This window comes from Nocardia sp. NPDC055050, from assembly GCF_053608345.1.
In genome coordinates this window covers 96,338-110,088 of the sequence record NZ_JBSGVG010000018.1, presented here as the reverse complement: position 1 = coordinate 110,088, position 13,751 = coordinate 96,338, and the positions used below count along the sequence as shown (strand labels likewise).

The window sequence follows — 13,751 nt, the reverse complement described above, 5'->3', positions numbered from 1 at the left end:
CCGTGCGCGCACCGGGTTCCCGCGCCACGCGCCCGGGGATCACCGCGTCAGTGCGCCATTTTCAGCCCGACCACACCGGCGACGATCATCACCAGGAACACGGCCTTCACGACCGAGAAAGCTTCCGCGCCGGTGACCATGGCATAGACGACGGTCAGGACGGCGCCGATGCCCACCCAGACCGCGTACGCGGTGCCGACGGGGAGATCGCGCATGGCCAGCGCCAGCCCGGTCATGCTGGCTGCCAGGGCTACGCCGAAAACCACGGTCGGGACGAGCCGGGTGAACCCTTCGGTCCGGCCCAGCGCGGTGGCCCACACTGCTTCCAGCACACCGGAGATGACGAGCAGAATCCACGACATGACGAGCCTCCTGTGGCCGTCTTGTCGCGTTCCGGGTACGGCTACCCTCGTCCGGGAGCCCCGTTCGGGCTCACTGCCAAGTTGTCACACCGGCAATCTCTTGGCAAGCAGGTGGTGGGTGAAGTCACCACCTCCCCGCCTCAGCTCAACCAGGCGCGAGCGTCGTCCGCGGTCTTGCGGACCTCGTCGAGCTGTTCGGCCACACGCACACCGGCGGTGCCACCCCGCGCGTTACGCGAGGCGATCGAACCCTGCACCGTGAGCACCTCGCGCACACCGGCGGTGAGCGCGGGGTCGACGGCGGCGAACTCCTCGTCGGTCAGCTCGTCGAGACCGACACCGCGCGCCTCGGCGACGCGCACGCACGCACCGGCCGCCTCGTGGGCGACACGGAACGGAACACCTCGGCGCACCATCCATTCCGCGATATCGGTGGCGAGGGTGAACCCGGCGGGTGCGAGTTCGGCCATCCGGTCGGTGTGAAAGGTCAGGGTGGCGACCAGGCCCGCGATGGCGGGCAGGAGCAGTTCGAGCTGGGCGACCGAGTCGAAGACCGGCTCTTTGTCTTCCTGCAGGTCCCGGTTGTACGCCAGCGGTTGGGCTTTCAGCGTGGCGAGCAGGCCGGTCAGGTTGCCGATCAGGCGGCCCGCCTTGCCACGGGTGAGCTCGGAGACATCGGGGTTCTTCTTCTGCGGCATGATCGACGAACCGGTGGACCAGGCGTCGGCCAAGGTCACGTAGCCGAATTCCGGTGTGCTCCAGATGATGACCTCTTCAGCCATCCGGCTCAGATCGACGCCGATCATGGCCAGCACGAAGGCTGCCTCGGCGGCGAAGTCACGCGAGGAGGTGGCGTCGATCGAATTGGCGGCGGAGGCGGTGAAATCCAGTTCGGCGGCGATCTGCTCGGGATCGAGGCCCAGCGAGGAACCGGCCAGCGCGCCCGAACCGTACGGGGAGATGGCGGCGCGCTTGTCGAAGTCGCGCAGGCGTTCCAGATCGCGCAGCAGCGGATGCGCGTGGGCGAGCAGGTGATGCGAGAGCAGTACCGGCTGGGCAGCCTGGAGGTGGGTCTTGCCCGGCATCACGGCGTCGGGATGCGCGGCGGCCTGCGCGACCAGCGCGTCGACCACGTCGAGCACACCGGCGGCGACGCGACGCACACCGTCGCGCAGCCACATCCGGAACAGGGTCGCCACCTGGTCGTTGCGCGAACGACCGGCCCGCAGCCGACCACCGAGCTCGGTCCCGACCCGCTCGATCAGCCCACGCTCGAGCGCACCGTGCACATCCTCGTCGGAGTCGGCGGGGCCGTAGGCACCGGAGGCGACATCGGCCGCGAGCGCGTCGAGACCGGCCAGCATGGCGGGCAGATCCTCGTCGGCGAGCAGCCCGGCCTTGTGCAGCACGCGAGCATGCGCCTTGGACGCGCGGATGTCATACGGAGCCAGCACCCAGTCGAAGTGAGTCGACTTGCTCAGCGCCGCCATCGCCTCGGCCGGACCGGAAGCGAATCGCCCACCCCAGAGCGCACCTTCGTTGGTTCCACTATGGGTCATCGTGTGCCCTCTCCTGGGTATAGGCGGTCGCGCTCACAGTCGCACATCGGCTGCCAGCGCACGAAGGGCAACCGAATCGAGCCTACGGTTGCCGACTGATCTAGCGAGAACATGGGTAACTCATCGGGCACGCCCAGAACAGATGTACACCTCAGGCGAGCCCGGAACCGACGCCAACCGCCCCCCTACGACCGGCAGAAGTCGCGGGGAGGCGGGAAGGCGGCGGGCGTGCTTACTTCTGGTTCAGGTCGCGGCGGGCGGCGACCTTGGAGGACAGGCCGTGGATCTGCACGAAGCCCTTGGCCAGCGACTGGTCGAAGGTGTCGCCCTCGTCGTAGGTGGCCAGGTTGAAGTCGTAGAGCGACTGCTCGGAGCGACGGCCGTTGACCACCGCGGACCCGCCGTGCAGCACCATCCGGATCTCGCCGGTGACGGTCTGCTGGGTGTCGGAGATGAAGGCGTCGAGTGCGCGCTTGAGCGGGGAGAACCACAGGCCGTCGTAGGCCAGCTCGCCCCAGCGCTGCTCGACCTGCCGCTTGTAGCGGGCCAGCTCGCGCTCGACGGTGACGGCTTCGAGCGCCTGGTGCGCGGTGATCAGCGCGATGGCGCCCGGCGCCTCGTAGATCTCGCGGCTCTTGATGCCGACGAGGCGGTCCTCGACCATGTCGAGACGGCCCACGCCCTGACGGCCGGCGCGGGTGTTCATCTCCTCGATGGCCTGCAGCACCGAGACGGGACGGCCGTCGATGGCGACCGGCACACCCTTCTCGAAGGTGATGATGACCTCGTCGGGCGCCTCGAAGTTCACCGTCGGGTCGGCGGTGTAGTCGTAGACGTCCTTGGTGGGCGCGTTCCACAGGTCCTCGAGGAACCCGGTCTCGACCGCGCGGCCCCACACGTTCTGGTCGATGGAGAACGGCGACTTCTTGGTGACGTTGATCGGCAGGCTGTTCTGCTCGGCGAAGGCGATGGCCTTCTCCCGGGTCCAGGCGTAGTCGCGGACCGGGGCGATGACCTCGAGGTCGGGCGCGAGCGCGCCGATGCCGACCTCGAAGCGGACCTGGTCGTTGCCCTTGCCGGTGCAGCCGTGCGAGACGGTGGTGGCGTTGTGGAACTTCGCGGCCTCGACCAGGTGCTTGACGATCAGCGGGCGGCTGATCGCCGAGACGAGCGGGTACTGGCCCATGTACATGGCGTTGGCCTGGATGGTGGGCAGGCAGTACTCGTCGGCGAACTCGTCGCGCGCGTCGACCACGATGGCCTCCACGGCGCCGCAGTCGAGTGCGCGCTGTCGGATCGCGCTCATGTCCTCGCCGCCCTGGCCCAGGTCGATGGCCACAGCCACCACCTCGGAACCGGTCTCCTTCGCGATCCAGCTGATGGCGACGGAGGTGTCAAGCCCACCGGAGTAGGCGAGTACGACGCGATCGGACATGTCTGTTGTGCTCCTCGAAGTCTGGTACGTAAAAAGGGCTGCCCTGAGCAGTATGGATGCTCCGGCCGCCGGTCGGCTCACGCCGTTGCTACAAATGATTATGCATGATGATGCAATCTCATTCATAACCGGGGGTGCAGCCTCGGACCTACGCCGGCGAAATAGCCGATCACCTGCGACGACACCAGCGCAGCCCTTGGCGAGTACTCTCAGCTATGAGACGCTGGTCACAGCAGATAGCCATCAGGTCGGGACCGAAGGAGAGCCATCATGCAGTCGCTACGTGATTTCGCCGAGGCCAACTACGACCTGATCGGAACGGTTGTCATCGGACTCGGGAACCTCAGCCTGACGGTGGCCAAGGCTGTCATCGACCTCGGCACTCCCCTGCTCCAGGGATTCTTTGCCTGACTCACCGACCTCGAATCCAGGGAGCACATCATGGATGAAGTCCTGCAGTTCCTCTCCGACAATTACGAGGCAGGCGCCGCCCTCGGCCTCTATGTCGGCCGTGCCGTCTTCGAGATCACCGCCCCACTGACCCTGCTGATCCTGAACTTCCTCAACTCCTGACTCCTCACCTGTGGCACTCTGGGAGAGCATTATTCGGCTCGCCACACGTGAGGACGAACAAGATGCTCCACTACATCGCGCAGGAATTCTCGACCCTCGGCAACGGTGTTCTCGATGTCGGTAGAGCAGTCGTCGAGCTGGTCCAGAACATCATCGACATCGCCACGCCGAATAATCGCGGTGGCGGCGCGGGCGGCGGGCAGTACCCGTTCAACTGAAGACCACATCCCAGCTTTCGGCGTGAGTTACCGCTGAGGGCACAGTCACGCGGCTAGTGTGCGAATCATGACCGACGATGTGCGGCTCGATGTCGGCTCCGCGGGTCTCACGATCGCCCCCGGCGACGGCGGCGCGATCCACAGCCTGACCGTCGACGGCACCGAACTGCTCCGGCAGGATCCGGGCACCGGCTGTTTCGTCATGGCGCCGTGGGCAGGTCGGCTCGGCGACGGCGAACTGACCGTCGGCGACCACACGTATCAGATGCCGATCAACAACCCGCCGCACAGCATTCACGGCACCGCCCGCGACGGAGTGTGGGAGGTGGTCGCGGCTTCGCCGACCGAGGCGACGATCAGCCATCGCCTCGGTGATCCGTGGCCGTTCGCGGGCACGGTCACCCAGACGTTCACCCTCACCGACACCGGCCTCACCCTGGCGATGCGCATCGCCACCGACCACGACGCCTTCCCCGCCCAGGGCGGCTGGCATCCGTGGTTCCTGCGCGAAGTCCCGCCCGCGACCGGGCCGGTGCGGCTCGATTTCGACCCGGCATGGCAGTACGAACGCGGCGACGACTACCTGCCCACCGGCCGCGAGATCGCGCCGACGCCGCCACCGTGGGACGACTGCTTCGGCATGCCCGACGGCGTTCTCGCCCGCCTCACCTGGCCCGGATTCCTGGCATTCACCATCACCAGCCCCGTCCACGACGTAGTCGTCTGGACCCTGCCGGAGCAATCCCTGTCGGTGGAGGCCCAGTCCGGCCCACCCAACGGCCTGAACACCGCACCCCGGATGGTCACACCCGACTCTCCACTCGATGTCCACGTCGACTGGACATGGCAACGCCTGTCGCGGAACCGAACGACTCCGCAGCCCGAGTAGCCCAGCACCACAGCCGATTACGGTGATTGCGTGCCGATCACGTTCGCCCATCCCGTCGCGGTGCTGCCCTTCGCTCGATATCTCCCCCTTCCCGCACTCGTCGCGGGATCCATCGCCCCCGACGTCATCTACTACCTGCCCGGTCCCCTGTCCGGCACCACAACCCACTCGGTTGTCGGCGTTCTGTGCTGGGACCTGCTGATCGGCCTGGTGCTACTCGTCGCTTTCCGGCTTTCCGCCGGCCCGGCCTCGGCGCTTCTCGGCCTGGCGCCCGCCTCGTCCCCTGATCCCAGATCAGCGGGGCTCGCGGCGGTTTCGACGGTCACCGCCCTGGTACTCGGTGCCGCGACACACGTGGTCTGGGATTCTTTCACTCAGACAACAGGTTTCGTGGTCCAGCACTCGGCTCTGTTGCGGACGTCGGTCATCGAGCCGCACAAGACCTACAACGTCCTCGGCTATCTCTCCTCTCTCGCCGGAACGGTGGTCCTCACCTACCTCGTGGTGCGCCGCACCCGGCGCAAGGTTCGCCCACCCACGTGGACGCACCGGGCCGTCGTCGCCGTGCTGCTCGCCGCGCCGGTCATCGGTGCGGCACTCGCCGTCGACGACCCGGTCACCCGGGTCAGTACCTACGACCTGATCCGACACACGATCGTCGGTGCGGCTCGGGCGACGGTTGTCGCCTGGGCCGCCTACGCCGCGCTCTGGCACCTCGGCACAGGTCGCGTGCGCTCACCGCGGCGAGCGGACGCTGCGGAAGGTGAGCGCGACCAGGAAGGTCAGGGCGGCGATGACTGCGGCTGCCGCGAAGGCGGCGGTCATGCCGCCGACCAGGGCGTGGGTCGGTGAACCGCCCGCGTCGCGCGCGGCGGTGCCGAAGATCGTCACCAGGATCGCCAAGCCCAGCGCGCCGCCGGTCTGCTGCATGGCCTGCAGGGCGCCGCCCGCCGCACCCGCCTCGTCGGGCGAGACCGTGGACATGATGATCACGTTCAGCGGCGAGAACGCCAGCCCGATACCGCAGCCCATCGCGACCATCGCCACGAACAGCAGGGGGAAGTAGCCGGAGTCCTCCGAAAGCCTGGTCAGTAGCACGAGTCCGGTGACCATGGCGACGGCGCCGGTCAACGTCACCGGCTTGGGGCCGAAACGCGCCAGCAGCCGCGGGATCAGTCGGATCATCGCGAACATCAGCACCGCCGTCGGCAGGAACGCGAAACCTGTTGCCAACGAACTCATCCCCAGCACATCTTGCAGATACTGGGTGAGGAAGAAGAACATCGACATGCCTGCCATCGGCCCGAGGAACATGTTCAGATAGCCGGCGGCGCGGTTGCGATCGGCGAACAGGTGCAGGGGCAGAAGTGGTTGTGGCGCACGCAGTTCGATCGCTATGAAGGCGGCCAGCAAGGCCGCCCCGATCGCGAGCCAGATATCGGTGCCCGCCGCGCCCCAACCGTGCGAGGCGGCACTGATGAAACCGTAGACCAGGGCGGCCACGCCCGCGGTCGCCGTCACCGCGCCCGGCAGGTCGAGCCGAGCGGCGCGACGCGGCAAATCAGGCAGGTACCGCAGTGCGAGTACCGCGATGACCAGGCCGAACGGCACATTGATGAACAGCACCGAGCGCCAGCCGAACCATTCCGTGAGCAACCCGCCGACGATCAAGCCGATCGCGAAACCGGCGCTCGACATGCCGGAGAACAGAGCGAGCACTCGAATCCGCACCTTGGGCTCGGTGAACGTAGTAGTCAGCAGCGCAAGGGTATTGGGACCGGCCATTGCCCCGCCGATGCCCTGGAGCACGCGGGCCGCGAGCAACCATCCAGCCGAAGGCGCCAGCCCGCCGGCCAGCGAGGCGAGGGTGAACAGCAGCGCGCCCGCGATGAAAATCCGGCGCCTGCCGAACAGGTCGCCGGCTCGACCTCCGAGCAGCAGCAGGCCACCGAAGACCAGCGTGTAGGAGTTCATCACCCAGGACAGGCCGGTTGCACTGAACTCGAGATCGGCCCTGATGTGCGGCAGCGCCACATTCATCACGGTGATGTCGAGGATGATCATGAGCTGACAGGTCAGCAAAGTGACCAGGACGAGCCGTGGCCGAACCCGGTCCACCTGGGGTTTTTCCAAGAAAGTGGTGGTAGTCAAGAACGCTCCATCAGAAAGGAACTCAAACGGAGAGAGTCTCCGTTTATGACAGAGCTAGCATAGGGAGAAAGTCTCCGGTTCCGCAAGACTAAACGGAGACTTCATCCGTTTCCAGTGGAGGATCTTGTGGACGCACCGTCGCGGCCGATGCGCGCCGACGCACGCCGCAATTACGAGCGCATCGTCGACTGCGCCCGCGACGCGTTCGCCGAGCACGGCACCGACGCACCGCTGGACGACATCGCGCGACGCGCGGGGGTCGGTCCCGGAACGCTGTATCGCCACTTCCCGAATCGCACCACGCTGATGGAAGCGGTGTATCGCGCCAATATCGAGACACTCGCCGCGCGGGCAGACGAACTACGCCGAACGCACGCCCCCCTCGACGCGTTCGACGCCTGGTTCGGCGAGCTGGTCACCTACATTCTTGAAAAGCACGGCCTGGCAACCACTCTCAAAGCCGCCATCGACCGGACCTCGGACACTTTCGCCGCCTGCTCCGCCCTGCTGGCCGAGGCCGCGGGCAGCGTTCTGATCCCGGTGCAGGAGGCAGGCGAGATCCGCCCCGAGGTGAGCCCCCGCGACATCCTGCGCCTCGGCCACGGCATCGGCGCGGGCTGCCAGGCCGCCCCGGAGTCCGCCCCACTGCTCACCGACGTGGCGCTGGCCGGCCTTCGCGCCCAGCGCTAGTGGCGCTCAGGCCAGGTCTTCGATTTTCGCCGCCAGTTCGGCGCCGGTGAGCGGCTCGCGGGCGATGACGGCGATGGTGTCGTCGCCGGCGATCGTGCCGACGATGTAGGGCAGGGCGGCGCGGTCGAGGGCGCTGGCCAGGAAGTGGGCGGCGCCGGGCGGGGTGCGCAGGACGGCGAGGTTGCCGCTGGCGTCGGTGGAGACGAGCAGGTCACCGAGAAGTTTGGACAGGCGGCCGGTGCCGCCGGTGACCCCACGCACGGGGCTGCCGTCCTCAGGGACGATGTAGACGCCCGCGCCACCGTCGGCCGCGCGCAGTTTCACCGCGCCGAGTTCGTCGAGGTCACGCGACAGAGTGGCCTGGGTGGTCTCGATCCCCTCGGCCGACAGCAGCGCGGCGAGTTCGGTCTGACTGCGGACCGAATGCGAGGTCAGCAGTTCGATGATGCGTGACTGGCGGCCGGCGCGGGTGCGAGCGATCGCGGGCGAGCCCTTTTCGGGCGCGCTCATCGCCCAGCCTCCACGCCGGCCCCGGTTCGCGGTCTCACGCGGCGGCTTTCGCGAGCAGCCACACCAGCAGCGCCTTCTGCGCGTGCAGGCGATTCTCGGCTTCGTCCCAGACCACACTGTGCCCACCGTCGAGCACCTCGTCGGTGATCTCTTCGCCCCGGTGCGCCGGAAGACAGTGCAGCACAATCACTTCCGGAGTCGCGTGGGCGAGCAGCTCGGTGTTCAGCTGGAACGGGCGGAACGGGCCGACGCGGTCGAGACCGTCGTTCTCCTGGCCCATGGAGGTCCACGTGTCGGTGACCAGCACGTCGGCACCGGTGGCACCGACCACCGGGTCACCCGTGACCGACACGGTCGCACCGGTTTCCGCGGCCCGCTTGGCGGCGGCGTCGAGGATCCACGGCAGCGGTTCGAATCCGGCGGGCGCGGCCACGGTCACGTTCATGCCCGCCGTCACGCCACCGAGCAACAGCGAGTGCGCCATATTGTTGGCGCCGTCGCCGAAGTAGGTGAGGTTCAGCCCGGCGAGCGAGCCCTTGCGCTCGCCGATCGTCTGCAGATCGGCGAGCACCTGACAAGGGTGGAACTCGTTGGACAGCGCGTTCACCACGGGAACCGTCGCGGTGACGGCCATCTCGTCGAGACGGGACTGTTCGAAGGTCCGCCACACGATGGCATCGACGTAGCGCGAGAGCACGCTGCCGGTGTCGCCGAGGGTCTCCTCACGACCCAGCTGGGTATCGCGACCGTCGACGACCACCGCATGCCCGCCGAGCTGAGCGATGCCCAGCTCGAACGAGAAGCGGGTGCGGGTGGAGTTCTTCTCGAAGATCACCCCGACTCCGCGCGGGCCGTCTAGCGGCCGGTGCGCGAAGGGGTCCTTCTTCAATTCGGCGGCGATGGCGAGGATCTCGGCCTGTTCGGCCTGCGTCACATCGTCGTCGCGCAAGAAATGACGCAGGGTCACTTGGTCGCTCCCTTAGCATCGGCGGCGGCCTTGTCGAGGATCTCGGGCAGGTCGGCGACGAAATTGTCGGCCTGGGTTTCGGTGAGCACCAGGGGTGGCGCCAACCGGATCACGTCGGGCTTGGCGGGGTTCAGCAGGTAGCCGGCCTCGCGCGCCCGTTCGTCGACGTAGGCGGAGATGTCGTTCTTCAGCACGATGCCGATGAGCAGACCCGCACCGCGCACGTGGTCGATCTCCGGATGCTCGAGCAACGCGATGCCGTCGCTGAGCTTCTTGCCCACCCACTCCACGTGGGTCAGCAGGTTGTCGGAGTCGATCGTGCGCAGCACGGCCAAAGCCGCTGCGGCACAGACGGGATTGCCGCCGAAGGTGGTGCCGTGCAGACCCGGCGTGAGCAGTTCGGCGGCGCGGCCCTGGGCCAGCACCGCGCCGATCGGCAGGCCGCCGCCGAGCCCCTTGGCCAGGGTGATCGCGTCGGGCACGATGCCCGCCGCCTGGTGCGCGAAAAATGTTCCGGTGCGCCCGATTCCGGTCTGGACCTCATCGAGGATCAGCAGCGCCCCGGCCCTGGACGTGATCTCCCGCGCCTTGGCGAGATAGTCGAACGGCGGGACGACCACACCGCTCTCCCCCATCATCGGTTCGAGGAACACCGCGGCGGTGTCGGAATCGACCACGGCCTCGAGCGCGGCGGCGTCACCGTAGGGCACGTGCACGACGCCGGGCGGCATCGGCTCGAACGGTGTCCGCTTGGCAGGCTGACCGGTCAGGGCGAGCGCGCCCATGGTGCGTCCGTGGAACGCCTCCTCGGCGGCGACGATCTTGGACCGCCCGGTGAGCCGCGCGATCTTGAACGCGGCCTCGTTGGCCTCGGTGCCGGAGTTGCAGAAGAACGCCTTGCCCTCACCGTCGCCGAAGTGGGCCAGGAGCTTCTCGGCCAGCTCGATCACGGGCTCGCTGGCGTACAGGTTCGACACGTGGCCTAGCGTGCCCAGTTGCTGGGTGACCGCTTCCAGGATGGCGGGGTGGGCGTGGCCGAGGCTGTTGACCGCGATGCCACCGAGGAAGTCGATGTAGCGCTTGCCATCGGCGTCGTAGAGCACCGCACCGGCGCCGCGCACCAGCGCGACCTTCGGCGTGCCGTAGTTGTCCATCATCGCGGCCGACCACCGCTGCTGCAGCATCTCTGTTTCGCTCATGATTGCGTTCCATCCGGCGACCCGGCAGGGGTCACCATGGTTCCGATTCCTTCTCCGGTGAACAGCTCCAGTAGTACCGAATGCGGGACGCGCCCGTCGATCACGTGGGCACTGGGGACCCCGCCGAGCACGGCGCGCAGACACGCTTCCATCTTCGGCACCATGCCCGCATCCAGGCGCGGCAGCAACTTCGCCAACGCGTCGGCGTCGATCCGGCTGGTCAGCGAGGAGCGGTCCGGCCAGTCGGTGTAGAGGCCCTCGACATCGGTGAGCACGACGAGTTTCTCGGCGCCGATGCCCTCGGCCAGCGCGGCGGCGGCGGTGTCGGCGTTGATGTTGTGCACCACGCCGTCGGCGTCGGGGGCGATGGTGGAGACCACCGGGATGCGGCCCGCGTCGATCAGGTCGAGCACGGCGCCGGGGTTGACCTCGGTGACGTCGCCGACCAGGCCGATGTCGGTGGCGACGCCCGCCACGGCGACGGTGCGCCGGGTGGCGGTGAACAGGTGCGCGTCCTCACCGGAGATGCCGACCGCGTACGGGCCGTGCGCGTTGATGAGCCCGACGAGCTCACGGCCCACCTGACCGAACAGCACCATCCGGACCACGTCCATCACCTCGGGGGTGGTGACGCGGAAGCCGCCGCGGAATTCGCCTTCCATGCCGAGCCTTTTCAGCATGGCGTTGATCTGCGGGCCACCGCCGTGCACGACTACGGGATGCACGCCGACGGTGCGCAGGAAGGCCATGTCGGCGGCGAAGGCCGACTTGAGTTCGTCGTCGACCATGGCGTTGCCGCCGTACTTCACGACCACGATCTTGTCGCGGAACTTCTGCAGCCACGGCAGCGCATCGGCGAGCACGTGCGCCTTGTCCAGCGCCGAAAGAGTGTGCACCACACTGTTACTCATGAGCTGTACGCCGAGTTCTCTTCGACGTAGGCGTGCGAGAGGTCGGTGGTGCGCACCATCGCGGTGCCCTCCCCCACATTGAGCTCGATCAGCACGTCGACGTCCTCGCCGGACAGGTCGACCTCGCGGGCGCCGGGCGCGCCGACACTGTCGACGCAGACCGGATTGCCGTTGAACGACACCGCGATCCGGTTCGGGTCGAGGGTCACCGGTGCGATGCCGACGGCGGCGAGCACGCGACCCCAGTTCGGGTCGGAGCCGAACAGCGCGGTCTTGACCAGACTGTCGCGGGCGACCGCGCGGGCGACGGTGAGCGCCTCGTCCTCGGAGGCTGCGCCGGTGACGGTGACCTGGACCCGCTTGGTGACGCCCTCGGCGTCGGCCATCAGCTGCGCGGCCAGGTCGTCACACACGGTGAACACCGCGGCGTCGAGATCCTCCTGCGCGGGCGCGACGCCGCTGGCGCCGTTGGCCAGCAGCAGCACGGTGTCGTTGGTGGAGCAGGAACCGTCGACGTCGAGCCGGTCGAAGGTGTATTTCGTGGCCTTGCGCAGGGCGGAATCGAGCTGCTCGGGTGTGGCCACGGCGTCGGTCGTGAGCACGACGAGCATGGTGGCCAGCGACGGCGCGAGCATGCCCGCGCCCTTGGCCATGCCGCCCACATTCCACTTGTCCTCGCTGTGGAATGCAGACTCCTTCGGCACGGTGTCGGTGGTCATGATGGCGTGGGCGGCGTCGGAGCCGCCCGACATGCCGCCGCCCATCTCGTGCACGATCTCGGTGATCGCCGGGACGAGCTTGTCCATCGGCAGGCGGTCACCGATGAGACCGGTGGAGCAGACCGCGATCTCGCCCGCACCGGTCTCGGTGCCCCAATTGCTCAGTGCCGCGGCGAGTTCCTCGGCGGTCTTGTGGGTGTCCTGGAAACCGCCGTGGCCGGTGCAGGCGTTCGCGCCACCGGAGTTCAGGATCACCGCGCGCAGATGACCGGTCTTCAGCACCTGCTGCGACCACAGCACCGGCGCGGCCTTGACCTGGTTGCTGGTGAAGACACCGGCCGCCGCGTATTCGGGGCCCTCGTTGAGCACCAGCGCGAGGTCGGGCTTGCCGCTGGCCTTGATACCGGCCGCGATGCCCGCCGCGCGGAATCCCAGTGGCGCGGTGACGCCCTGGGTGTGGATCAGTTTGCCGTGGTCCGGGGTCTGCGGATCAGGGGTCGTCACGGTGCCACTCCTACGGTGGAAAGTCCTGCGGTCTCGTCGAATCCGACGGCCAGATTCATCGATTGCACCGCGGCGCCCGCGGTGCCCTTGGTCAAGTTGTCGATCGCGCCGATCACCACGAGCAGACCCGCGTCGACGTCGACGGTGACCTGCAGGGTGATGGCGTTGGATCCGAGCACCGAACCGGTTTGCGGCAGTACGCCTTCGGGCAGCAGGTGCACGAAAGGTTCTTCGGCATAAGCTTTTTCGTAGACGGCACGCGCCTGCGCGGCATCGACCTTCGTCGGTGCGGTGCAGGTGGCCAGGATGCCGCGCGGCATCGGGGCCAGCACCGGTGTGAACGACACCGAGACATCCACGCCGCCTGCGGCTTTCAGGTTCTGCGCGATCTCGGGGGTGTGCCGGTGCGCGCCCGCGATGCCGTAGGCCCGGACACTGCCCATCACTTCGGACCCGAGCAGGCCGACATCGAGTTTGCGACCGGCACCCGAAGTACCGCTCACCGCAACGACATTCACCGCGGGCTCGATGATCCCGGCGGCGATCGCCGGGGCCAGCGCCACACTCGACACGGTCGGGTAGCAGCCGGGCACGGCGATCCGCCGGGCACCGGTGAGCTTCGCCCGGCCGCCGGGCAGTTCGGGCAGGCCGTAGGGCCAGCTGCCCGCATGGGGGCTGCCGTAGTACTTCTCCCAGGCGGCCGCGTCGGTGAGCCGGTAGTCGGCGCCGCAGTCGATGATGACGGTCTCGTCGGGCAGGGCTGCCGCGATGGCGCCGGACTGACCGTGTGGGAGGCCGAGGAACACGATGTCGTGACCGGCCAGGACCTCGGGAGTGGTCTCCTCGAGAATCCGGTCCGCCAGGGGCAGCAGATGCGGCTGCAGCGCGCCCAGTGCGGTACCCGCGTTGGAACCGGCGGTCAGCGCCCCGATCGCGAGGCGCCCCGCTCGGTATTCGGGATGACCGAGCAGTAGACGCAACACTTCGCCACCGGCGTATCCACTCGCACCGGCAACCGCCACCCGCAACACGGGTCCTCCCGACGTATCGACCATGTGATGATT

The 13,751-nt window shown here is 67.9% G+C and carries 16 protein-coding genes and 1 riboswitch; of the genes, 6 read left to right on the top strand and 10 right to left on the bottom strand.

Going from position 1 to position 13,751, the window contains the following annotated elements:
* Nucleotides 1–47: 47 nt before the first annotated feature.
* The 3 genes from ACWGCN_RS20220 to ACWGCN_RS20210 all read right to left on the bottom strand — a co-directional run bounded on the left by ACWGCN_RS20220 (nucleotide 48) and on the right by ACWGCN_RS20210 (nucleotide 3,356).
* Complete coding sequence (locus tag ACWGCN_RS20220; RefSeq protein WP_358114922.1) at nucleotides 48–362, bottom strand: DMT family transporter; 315 nt, start codon at nucleotides 360–362, stop codon at nucleotides 48–50.
* Between the two features lie 10 nt (nucleotides 363–372).
* Nucleotides 373–437, bottom strand: a riboswitch (guanidine-III (ykkC-III) riboswitch).
* Between the two features lie 65 nt (nucleotides 438–502).
* A complete protein-coding gene (gene argH, locus ACWGCN_RS20215) occupies nucleotides 503–1,921 on the bottom strand; it encodes an argininosuccinate lyase (protein ID WP_378636916.1) in 1,419 nt (472 codons plus the stop codon).
* A 232-nt stretch (nucleotides 1,922–2,153) separates the two neighbouring features.
* Nucleotides 2,154–3,356, bottom strand: a complete 1,203-nt coding sequence (locus tag ACWGCN_RS20210) for an argininosuccinate synthase (RefSeq protein ID WP_378994234.1) — start codon at nucleotides 3,354–3,356, stop codon at nucleotides 2,154–2,156.
* A 270-nt stretch (nucleotides 3,357–3,626) separates the two neighbouring features.
* Between ACWGCN_RS20210 and ACWGCN_RS20205 the strand changes: the two genes are divergently transcribed.
* The 5 genes from ACWGCN_RS20205 to ACWGCN_RS20185 all read left to right on the top strand — a co-directional run bounded on the left by ACWGCN_RS20205 (nucleotide 3,627) and on the right by ACWGCN_RS20185 (nucleotide 5,888).
* A complete protein-coding gene (locus ACWGCN_RS20205) occupies nucleotides 3,627–3,767 on the top strand; it encodes a hypothetical protein (protein ID WP_266287497.1) in 141 nt (46 codons plus the stop codon).
* A gap of 30 nt (nucleotides 3,768–3,797) precedes the next feature.
* On the top strand, nucleotides 3,798–3,929 hold the full coding sequence (locus ACWGCN_RS20200) for a hypothetical protein (RefSeq protein WP_255284563.1): 132 nt from the start codon (nucleotides 3,798–3,800) through the stop codon (nucleotides 3,927–3,929).
* 62 nt (nucleotides 3,930–3,991) lie between these two features.
* Complete coding sequence (locus ACWGCN_RS20195) at nucleotides 3,992–4,147, top strand: hypothetical protein (protein WP_378994231.1); 156 nt, start codon at nucleotides 3,992–3,994, stop codon at nucleotides 4,145–4,147.
* 67 nt (nucleotides 4,148–4,214) lie between these two features.
* Nucleotides 4,215–5,036: an aldose epimerase family protein gene (locus ACWGCN_RS20190; protein ID WP_378994229.1), complete on the top strand. Its 822-nt coding sequence runs from the start codon at nucleotides 4,215–4,217 to the stop codon at nucleotides 5,034–5,036.
* Between the two features lie 30 nt (nucleotides 5,037–5,066).
* On the top strand, nucleotides 5,067–5,888 hold the full coding sequence (locus ACWGCN_RS20185; protein WP_452458682.1) for a DUF4184 family protein: 822 nt from the start codon (nucleotides 5,067–5,069) through the stop codon (nucleotides 5,886–5,888).
* Here the strand turns inward: ACWGCN_RS20185 and ACWGCN_RS20180 are convergent.
* Nucleotides 5,772–7,187: an MFS transporter gene (locus ACWGCN_RS20180; RefSeq protein WP_452458681.1), complete on the bottom strand. Its 1,416-nt coding sequence runs from the start codon at nucleotides 7,185–7,187 to the stop codon at nucleotides 5,772–5,774. The two genes, ACWGCN_RS20185 and ACWGCN_RS20180, sit on opposite strands and share 117 nt — an antisense overlap.
* Before the next feature lie 126 nt (nucleotides 7,188–7,313).
* Here ACWGCN_RS20180 and ACWGCN_RS20175 point away from each other — a divergent pair, with 126 nt between their 5' ends.
* Nucleotides 7,314–7,877 carry a TetR/AcrR family transcriptional regulator gene (locus ACWGCN_RS20175; RefSeq protein WP_379314395.1) on the top strand — a complete coding sequence of 188 codons (564 nt, stop codon included), beginning with the start codon at nucleotides 7,314–7,316 and terminating at the stop codon, nucleotides 7,875–7,877.
* Nucleotides 7,878–7,883: 6 nt separating this feature from the next.
* On the opposite strand, the gene ACWGCN_RS20170 is transcribed toward ACWGCN_RS20175, so the two are convergent.
* The 6 genes from ACWGCN_RS20170 to argC are packed head-to-tail and all read right to left on the bottom strand — an operon-like array spanning nucleotide 7,884 to nucleotide 13,742.
* Nucleotides 7,884–8,387 (bottom strand): arginine repressor, encoded by a 504-nt coding sequence (locus tag ACWGCN_RS20170; RefSeq protein WP_056824335.1) that lies wholly within the window; start codon nucleotides 8,385–8,387, stop codon nucleotides 7,884–7,886.
* Between the two features lie 34 nt (nucleotides 8,388–8,421).
* Nucleotides 8,422–9,354: an ornithine carbamoyltransferase gene (gene argF / locus ACWGCN_RS20165; RefSeq protein ID WP_452458680.1), complete on the bottom strand. Its 933-nt coding sequence runs from the start codon at nucleotides 9,352–9,354 to the stop codon at nucleotides 8,422–8,424.
* Complete coding sequence (locus ACWGCN_RS20160) at nucleotides 9,351–10,553, bottom strand: acetylornithine transaminase (protein ID WP_378994219.1); 1,203 nt, start codon at nucleotides 10,551–10,553, stop codon at nucleotides 9,351–9,353. The genes argF and ACWGCN_RS20160 overlap by 4 nt, the downstream gene beginning before the upstream one ends.
* Entirely contained in the window at nucleotides 10,550–11,464 is a 915-nt protein-coding gene (gene argB / locus ACWGCN_RS20155) for an acetylglutamate kinase (RefSeq protein WP_378994217.1), read from the bottom strand. The genes ACWGCN_RS20160 and argB overlap by 4 nt, the downstream gene beginning before the upstream one ends.
* Nucleotides 11,461–12,687 (bottom strand): bifunctional glutamate N-acetyltransferase/amino-acid acetyltransferase ArgJ, encoded by a 1,227-nt coding sequence (gene argJ, locus ACWGCN_RS20150; protein WP_449971011.1) that lies wholly within the window; start codon nucleotides 12,685–12,687, stop codon nucleotides 11,461–11,463. Before argJ ends, argB begins: the two co-directional genes overlap by 4 nt.
* Nucleotides 12,684–13,742 (bottom strand): N-acetyl-gamma-glutamyl-phosphate reductase, encoded by a 1,059-nt coding sequence (argC, locus tag ACWGCN_RS20145; protein ID WP_452458679.1) that lies wholly within the window; start codon nucleotides 13,740–13,742, stop codon nucleotides 12,684–12,686. Before argC ends, argJ begins: the two co-directional genes overlap by 4 nt.
* Between the last annotated feature and the right edge of the window lie 9 nt (nucleotides 13,743–13,751).

Bases quoted from the DNA above. Each gene is read 5' to 3' on its own strand.
- ACWGCN_RS20220 (WP_358114922.1), bottom strand. From the start codon at position 362: ATGTCGTGGATTCTGCTCGTCATCTCCGGTGTGCTGGAAGCAGTGTGG.
- argH (WP_378636916.1), bottom strand. From the start codon at position 1,921: ATGACCCATAGTGGAACCAACGAAGGTGCGCTCTGGGGTGGGCGATTC.
- ACWGCN_RS20210 (WP_378994234.1), bottom strand. From the start codon at position 3,356: ATGTCCGATCGCGTCGTACTCGCCTACTCCGGTGGGCTTGACACCTCC.
- ACWGCN_RS20205 (WP_266287497.1), top strand. From the start codon at position 3,627: ATGCAGTCGCTACGTGATTTCGCCGAGGCCAACTACGACCTGATCGGA.
- ACWGCN_RS20200 (WP_255284563.1), top strand. From the start codon at position 3,798: ATGGATGAAGTCCTGCAGTTCCTCTCCGACAATTACGAGGCAGGCGCC.
- ACWGCN_RS20195 (WP_378994231.1), top strand. From the start codon at position 3,992: ATGCTCCACTACATCGCGCAGGAATTCTCGACCCTCGGCAACGGTGTT.
- ACWGCN_RS20190 (WP_378994229.1), top strand. From the start codon at position 4,215: ATGACCGACGATGTGCGGCTCGATGTCGGCTCCGCGGGTCTCACGATC.
- ACWGCN_RS20170 (WP_056824335.1), bottom strand. From the start codon at position 8,387: ATGAGCGCGCCCGAAAAGGGCTCGCCCGCGATCGCTCGCACCCGCGCC.
- ACWGCN_RS20160 (WP_378994219.1), bottom strand. From the start codon at position 10,553: ATGAGCGAAACAGAGATGCTGCAGCAGCGGTGGTCGGCCGCGATGATG.
- argB (WP_378994217.1), bottom strand. From the start codon at position 11,464: ATGAGTAACAGTGTGGTGCACACTCTTTCGGCGCTGGACAAGGCGCAC.
- argC (WP_452458679.1), bottom strand. From the start codon at position 13,742: ATGGTCGATACGTCGGGAGGACCCGTGTTGCGGGTGGCGGTTGCCGGT.